6 protein-coding genes are annotated in these 6,265 nt (G+C 67.2%); 4 read left to right on the top strand and 2 right to left on the bottom strand.

Features of this window, described 5'->3' with window-relative positions; genetic code table 11:
* Window positions 1–38 precede the first annotated feature (38 nt).
* The 4 genes from CG716_RS14420 to aqpZ all read left to right on the top strand — a co-directional run bounded on the left by CG716_RS14420 (window position 39) and on the right by aqpZ (window position 4,740).
* The gene (locus CG716_RS14420; RefSeq protein ID WP_094480625.1) at window positions 39–2,072 is read left to right on the top strand and encodes a PTS fructose transporter subunit IIABC; all 2,034 of its coding nucleotides are present in this window, start codon (window positions 39–41) and stop codon (window positions 2,070–2,072) included.
* 61 nt (window positions 2,073–2,133) lie between these two features.
* Window positions 2,134–2,391: an HPr family phosphocarrier protein gene (locus CG716_RS14415; RefSeq protein ID WP_094480623.1), complete on the top strand. Its 258-nt coding sequence runs from the start codon at window positions 2,134–2,136 to the stop codon at window positions 2,389–2,391.
* Between the two features lie 31 nt (window positions 2,392–2,422).
* On the top strand, window positions 2,423–3,865 hold the full coding sequence (locus CG716_RS14410) for a chloride channel protein (protein WP_094480621.1): 1,443 nt from the start codon (window positions 2,423–2,425) through the stop codon (window positions 3,863–3,865).
* A gap of 128 nt (window positions 3,866–3,993) precedes the next feature.
* Window positions 3,994–4,740, top strand: coding sequence for an aquaporin Z (aqpZ, locus tag CG716_RS14405; RefSeq protein WP_165774153.1), 747 nt, complete (start codon window positions 3,994–3,996; stop codon window positions 4,738–4,740).
* On the opposite strand, the gene CG716_RS14400 is transcribed toward aqpZ, so the two are convergent.
* Window positions 4,737–5,279 carry a Dps family protein gene (locus tag CG716_RS14400; RefSeq protein ID WP_094480617.1) on the bottom strand — a complete coding sequence of 181 codons (543 nt, stop codon included), beginning with the start codon at window positions 5,277–5,279 and terminating at the stop codon, window positions 4,737–4,739. The genes aqpZ and CG716_RS14400 overlap by 4 nt on opposite strands.
* A 74-nt stretch (window positions 5,280–5,353) precedes the next feature.
* On the bottom strand, window positions 5,354–6,265 hold the full coding sequence (locus CG716_RS14395; RefSeq protein WP_094480615.1) for a DNA-3-methyladenine glycosylase family protein: 912 nt from the start codon (window positions 6,263–6,265) through the stop codon (window positions 5,354–5,356).

The following is a 6,265-nucleotide window of genomic DNA, read 5'->3' as shown; positions in this document are numbered from 1 at the left end:
GCTCCGCCCGCCCGACCCTGACCGAAAAGGCCCGCTCAATGACGCACTCCACCAACTCCATCATCAGCACCGACCTCGTGCTGCTCGACGTCGACGCCGGGGCGGACAAAGAGGCGGTGATCGGCCGGCTCGCCACTCGGCTCGCCGACAGCGGGCGCGTCAGCGATGGCGCCGCGCTGCAAGCTGCGGCCATGGCGCGCGAAGCACAGTCCGCCACCGGACTTCCCGGCGGAATCGCGATCCCGCACTGCCGCTCGGCCGCGGTCACCAGCCCGTCGATCGGGTTCGCCCGGCTGTCGCCCAAAGTCGACTTCGGTGCACCGGACGGCCCCGCGGACCTGGTGTTCCTGATCGCCGCGCCGGACGGCGCCGGCGCCGAGCACATGAAATTGCTGTCCAGCTTGGCCCGTGCCCTGGTACGTCCGGAGTTCGTGCAGTCGCTGCGCGACGCCAAGTCGGCCGACGACGTGGTCGGCCTGGTCGACGGCGTGCTCAACCCGGCCGTCGCCAAGCCGGCCGCCCCTGCCGCCAAACACGCGGCAGCACAGGCTAAGTCGATCATCGCGATCACCGCGTGTCCCACCGGCATCGCGCATACGTACATGGCCGCCGACGCGCTGAAGTTGGCCGCGGAGCGCGCGGGGGTGAACCTGACGGTCGAGACCCAGGGCTCGTCGGGAAGCACACCGGTCAGTGCGGCGGCAATCAGCGGTGCCGACGCCGTCATCTTCGCCACCGACGTCGGCGTCAAGGACCGTCAGCGGTTCGCCGGCAAACCCTTGATCGCCTCCGGGGTCAAGCGGGCCATCAACGAACCCGACACCATGATCGCTGAAGCCGTTGCCGCATCGGATAATCCGAAGGCAGCCCGAGTCGAGGGCACGGCCACCGCGGCCGACGGCGGTGCGCCCGCCGGTGGGGTCGGCTGGGGCACTCGCATCCGGCAGATCCTGCTGACCGGCGTCAGCTACATGATCCCGTTCGTGGCCGCCGGCGGTCTGTTGATCGCGCTCGGCTTCCTGTTCGCCGGTTACGATATCGCGAACAAGCCTGAGGGCAAGGCGGATTCACTGGCCCATATCATCGCCACCACCAACTCGCTGACCAATCTGCCCGCCGGTGGTTTCAGCCAGTACCTCGGCGCTGTCTTGTTCACCCTCGGCGGACTCGCGTTCAGCTTCCTGGTCCCGGCCCTGGCCGGCTACATCTCCTTCGCGATCGCCGACCGGCCCGGTATCGCACCGGGTTTCACCGCCGGTGCGGTGGCGGTTTTCGTCGGCGGCGGCTTCATCGGCGGTATCGTCGGCGGCCTGATCGCGGGCTTCGCGGCTCTGTGGATCAGCCGGGTGAATGTGCCGCAATGGCTCCGCGGCCTGATGCCGGTGGTGATCATCCCGCTGTTTGCGTCACTGATCGTCGGCCTTCTGATGTTCCTGCTACTCGGCCGCCCGCTGGCCGCAATCACATCCGGTCTGACCAACTGGCTCAACGGGCTCACCGGCGCATCGGTGATCCTGCTCGGGGTGATCCTGGGCCTGATGATGTGCTTCGACCTCGGCGGCCCGGTCAACAAGGCGGCCTACGCCTTCGCCACCGCCGGCCTCAACGTCGCCGACCCCGCCTCGCTGCGCATCATGGCCGCGGTGATGGCCGCCGGCATGGTGCCGCCGCTGGCGATGGCGCTGGCCACCACCATCCGGCCCGGGCTGTTCAGCGAGCCGGAGCGCGAGAATGGTAGGGCTGCTTGGCTGTTGGGCGCCTCGTTCATCTCCGAGGGCGCGATCCCATTCGCGGCGGCCGACCCGCTGCGAGTGATCCCGTCGATGATGGCCGGCGGCGCGGTTACCGGTGCGCTGGTCATGGCGTTCGACGTGACGCTCAAAGCGCCGCACGGCGGGATCTTCGTGTTCTTCGCGATCGGCCACCTGGCGTGGTTCCTGGTGGCCCTGGCCGTGGGCACTGTCGTCGCCGCGTTCGCGGTGCTCGGTGCCAAGCAGTTCATCCGCAGCACCGCCGCAACTCTGACCACCCCACGCCTGGCCACCCCGTCCATCGCCGAAACCAGCGTTTGACAGGGAAAGTTCGAGTAAACATCAGCATTACGTCGAATTCGACACCAACAGAAGGAGTCCCATGCACACCAAGACCGTCATCGTCGGTTCGGCGATCGGACTGCACGCCCGCCCGGCGGCCATCATCTCCGAAGCCGTCGTCAACGCCGGTGTACCGGTGACCCTGACGCTGGAGGGGGGCGAACCGGTGGATGCCGGCTCGGCGTTGATGATCATGACCCTGGGCGCAGGCAACGGCGCCGAGGTCACCGTGGCCTCCGAGGATGAGGCGGTGTGCAAGAGCATCGCTGACCTGGTCCAGCAAGACCTCGACGCCTGACACAGCAGTCTGCGCTTGCTAGCATCCGCTCATGGCCGAGGCACCGAGTGGCAAGGCTGGCGGATGGCTCGGTGAATTCCTCCGGGAATCCGGGTATCTGCGGAAGTGGCTGATACTCGGGGTGTCCATCGGCATCATCGCCGGACTCGGCGCCGTTGTCTTCTACCTCGCGCTGGACTACACGGGTCAGTTCCTCCTCGGCTACCTGGGCGGCTATCACCCGCCTCAGGCATTCGCCGACGGTGGCGGCACCGGATCGAGTGGCTTCGTTCGCCCGTGGGCCATCCCGCTGATCGCGTTCGGCGGCGCGCTGGCGTCGGCGATCCTGGTGGCCAAGCTGGCGCCGGAGGCCGAAGGCCACGGCACCGACAGCGCCATCGAAGCCGTCCACACCGATCCGCGCTCGATCCGCATCCGCGCCGTTCTGGTGAAGCTCGTTTCCAGTGCGTTGACGATCGGCTCCGGTGGCTCGGCCGGCCGTGAAGGGCCTACGGCTCAGATCTCGGCCGGATTCGGGTCACTGCTGACGCGGACATTCGACCTGTCCGACGCGGACGGCCGGGTGGCGGTCTCACTGGGGATCGGATCCGGTATCGGAGCGATCTTCGGCGCGCCGCTGGGCGGCGCGGTGCTCGCAGCGTCGATCGTCTACCGCGAGGACTTCGACTACAAGGCACTGATTCCCGGTTTCGTCACCTCGGGGACGGCATACGCGATTTACGGCTCCATCCTCGGTTTCGAGCCGATGTTCGGATACGTGGCACAAGACTACGTCTTCGACCCCGCACAGCTGGGCTGGTTCGCGGTGATCGGAATCGTCTCGGCGGCAATCGGATACCTGTACGCACGGGTGTTCTACGGCACCGTCGCGCTGACCCGCCGGCTGCCGGGCGGCAAGATCATCAAGCCCGCCATCGGCGGCCTGCTGGTCGGCCTGCTGGCCCTGGCCATCCCGCAGATCCTGTCCAGCGGCTACGGCTGGGTGCAGATCGCCACCACCCGCGAGGGACTGGCGTCCCTGCCGTTGTGGATCGTCCTCGTGCTGCCGATCGCCAAGATCATTGCGACATCACTGTCCATCGGAAGCGGTGGCTCCGGCGGTATTTTCGGGCCCGGCATCGTGATCGGCGCATTCCTGGGAGCGGCGCTGTGGCGGCTGGCCGACTTGGCGGGCATGCCAGCAGTGCCCTCCGGCCCTGCGGTGTTCGTCATCGCCGGGATGATGGCCTGCTTCGGCAGCGTGGCACATGCACCGCTGGCCGTGATGCTTATGGTCGCCGAGATGACGGGGTCGTTCTCGGTGGTGCCCGGCGCGATGATCGCGGTCGGTGTCGCGTATCTGATCATCATCCGCACCCCGGTATCGATCTATCAGGCCCAGCGGCTCAACCGCGAGACCGCGGCCGCCGAGCGGGTTGCCGTTCCGGCTCCGGAGATCATGTCGTCCACCGATGAGGACGAGCCGGAGAAGTAGCCTTCCGAGGTCACCGTCTCAACACAATTCAGCAAAGCTTGGTGCTTTTGTCACTTTTACCGTGTAATCCTTCATCCACACATGCCCGATTCAACGGCGAAAGGGTTACACCAGTGACTGCTCCTACGATGGCGCATCGGCTTGCCGCGGAATTTGTCGGTACATTCTTGTTGGTCCTGGGTGGATGCGGCGCAGCGGTTTTCGCAGCCAACCCAGCTGAGGATAGTTCCGTCGGTATCGGATTCCTCGGTGTGGCACTGGCTTTCGGCCTCACTGTACTCGCGGGCGTGTACGCATTCGGCACCATTTCGGGCGGGCATTTCAACCCCGCCGTGACACTGGGCGCAGCGCTCGCCAAGCGGGTGGAATGGAAAGCACTGCCTGCGTACTGGGTGGTGCAGGTCATCGGCGGCTTCGTCGCCGGCGCGGTGATCTACTGGATCGCCAAGGGCAAGCCCGGATTCAACGCCACGGGCCACTTGGCCGCGAACGGCTACGGCGACCACTCGCCGTTCCACTATTCGCTGGCCGCGGTGGCGATCACCGAGATCGTCCTGACGTTCCTGTTCCTACTCGTCATCCTGGGCGCCACCGACAATCGTTCGCCAAAAGGCTTCGCCGGCTTGGCAATCGGGTTGATGCTCACGCTGATCCACCTGATATCCATCCCGATTTCGAACACGTCGGTCAACCCGGCGCGTTCGACCGGCGTCGCGTTCTTCAACGGTGACGGCGCCCCGGCCCAGCTCTGGGTGTTCTGGCTGGCACCGCTCGTCGGCGCGGCCATCGCAGGCGTCGTGTACCCGCTTCTGTTCGGCCGCAATGAAGAACTGGCCGAGCGCCCGGTGCGCGACGACGGCCTCGAGCCCGCCTAGCGGGCAGATTTCGCGGCCGCCTTCTCCGTCGATTTACCCGAGTGCGTCAATGTGCCAGCGGCACTTTCGAGATGGGCGCGCACGAACCACTGGAACTTCTCCAGTACGGCGGCGTGGCCGATGAGCAGATCCTGCGTGACCGGATCCAGATCCTCGGTGGTGTCGATGGCCTTGCGGAGATCCTCGATGACGCCGTCGTAGACCAGATCCAGCGCCGCCAGGTGTGCAGGCACGGTGTCGCGCCCGACGGAGTAGTCATCCCACGTTCGGTCCTTGAGGATGGCGCCCGGTGTGCCCTGCGGTGAGTGTCCGAGGGTGGCGATCCGCTCAGCCACTTCGTCGGCGTAGCCGCGGACGAGTTCAACCTGCGGGTCGATCATCTCGTGCACGCCGATGAAGTTCGGGCCTACGACGTTCCAGTGCACATGCTTGAGGGTCAGGTGCAGGTCGTTATAGGTGCTCAGCTGCTTCTGCAGCAGATCGGCGACCTTGCGGCTCTTCGCATCCGACAGTCCGGGGACGGTGAATTTCGAACCCATGTAAATCGCTCCTTCGTGCTTTCGCGGTAGACAGCTCGCATACCCGGCCTGCAGCACAGGAAACCCGGAGCGCGTCAGAGCTTGCTGATCTGCTGAACCGGGAGCCGGGCGCCGCGCCGCGGTTCGTAGGCAAGCCCGCTGGCCTCCAGCATGCGCACGACGCGGTAGCGGTGCGGCCGCATCGGTTCGAGCAACTCCACCATCGCCGCATCGTCGACCGGTCGGCCGATCAGCGTCCAGCCGATCATTTTCGAGATGTGGTAGTCGCCGATCGAGAGCGCGTCCGCATCGCCGAAGGCGCGCTGCGCGACCTCGGCAGCCGTCCACACCCCGACACCGGGCAGGCTGGTGAGGACTTCTCGCGCCTCGACCACGGGACGGCCCGACAACCGCTCCAGCGCGTCGGCCCGCTGTGCACAGCCGACGATCGTGCGGGCGCGGCCGGGGTCGACGTTGGCGCGGTGGAACTCCCAGGACGGGATCTGCCGCCATTCCTCGGCTGAGGGCGGCACCCGCATGCGCGCCGGCGCCGGTCCGGGCGCCGGTGTGCCGAACTTGGTGACCAGCAGCCGCCAGGCGCGAAACGCATCGGCACCTGGTACCCGCTGCTCGATCACCGCGGGGATCAGCGCCTCGATCACCCGGGCGGTGCGCCCCAGCCGCAGATGCGGCACCCGCGCTGCCGCGGCCATTACGACAGGGTGATCGGGACGGAAGCCGCTGGCGTCGTCGTCGAATCCGAGCAGTGCGGGCAGCGCCTCGACGTACTCGTCGGCGCCCTCGCCCCACGCCTGGCACCCCACGGTGTCGGGGGCGGTGCGGTGGATGCGGGCGGTGACCGGCCCGCTGGCCTGCAGGCTGGTCCGCCAAATCGCGCGGTCGGCGTCGAGTTGGTAGCACGGGTCGCCGGGCCCGCGCCGCTGCGGCGCCAGCGTCAGCCCCGGGCTCACCGGACCGGGGAAGCAAAGCGTGCGCTCGACTGGCAC

It is taken from the genome of Mycolicibacterium sphagni, assembly GCF_002250655.1.
Taxonomy (GTDB): Bacteria; Actinomycetota; Actinomycetes; order Mycobacteriales; family Mycobacteriaceae; genus Mycobacterium; species Mycobacterium sphagni.
The sequence above is the reverse complement of the archived record's forward strand: the minus strand, read 5'-3'. Positions and strand labels throughout refer to the sequence as shown.

Excerpts from the sequence above, each read along its gene's own strand:
- CG716_RS14420 (WP_094480625.1), top strand. The coding sequence starts at position 39 with ATGACGCACTCCACCAACTCCATCATCAGCACCGACCTCGTGCTGCTC.
- CG716_RS14415 (WP_094480623.1), top strand. The coding sequence starts at position 2,134 with ATGCACACCAAGACCGTCATCGTCGGTTCGGCGATCGGACTGCACGCC.
- CG716_RS14410 (WP_094480621.1), top strand. The coding sequence starts at position 2,423 with ATGGCCGAGGCACCGAGTGGCAAGGCTGGCGGATGGCTCGGTGAATTC.
- aqpZ (WP_165774153.1), top strand. The coding sequence starts at position 3,994 with ATGGCGCATCGGCTTGCCGCGGAATTTGTCGGTACATTCTTGTTGGTC.
- CG716_RS14400 (WP_094480617.1), bottom strand. The coding sequence starts at position 5,279 with ATGGGTTCGAAATTCACCGTCCCCGGACTGTCGGATGCGAAGAGCCGC.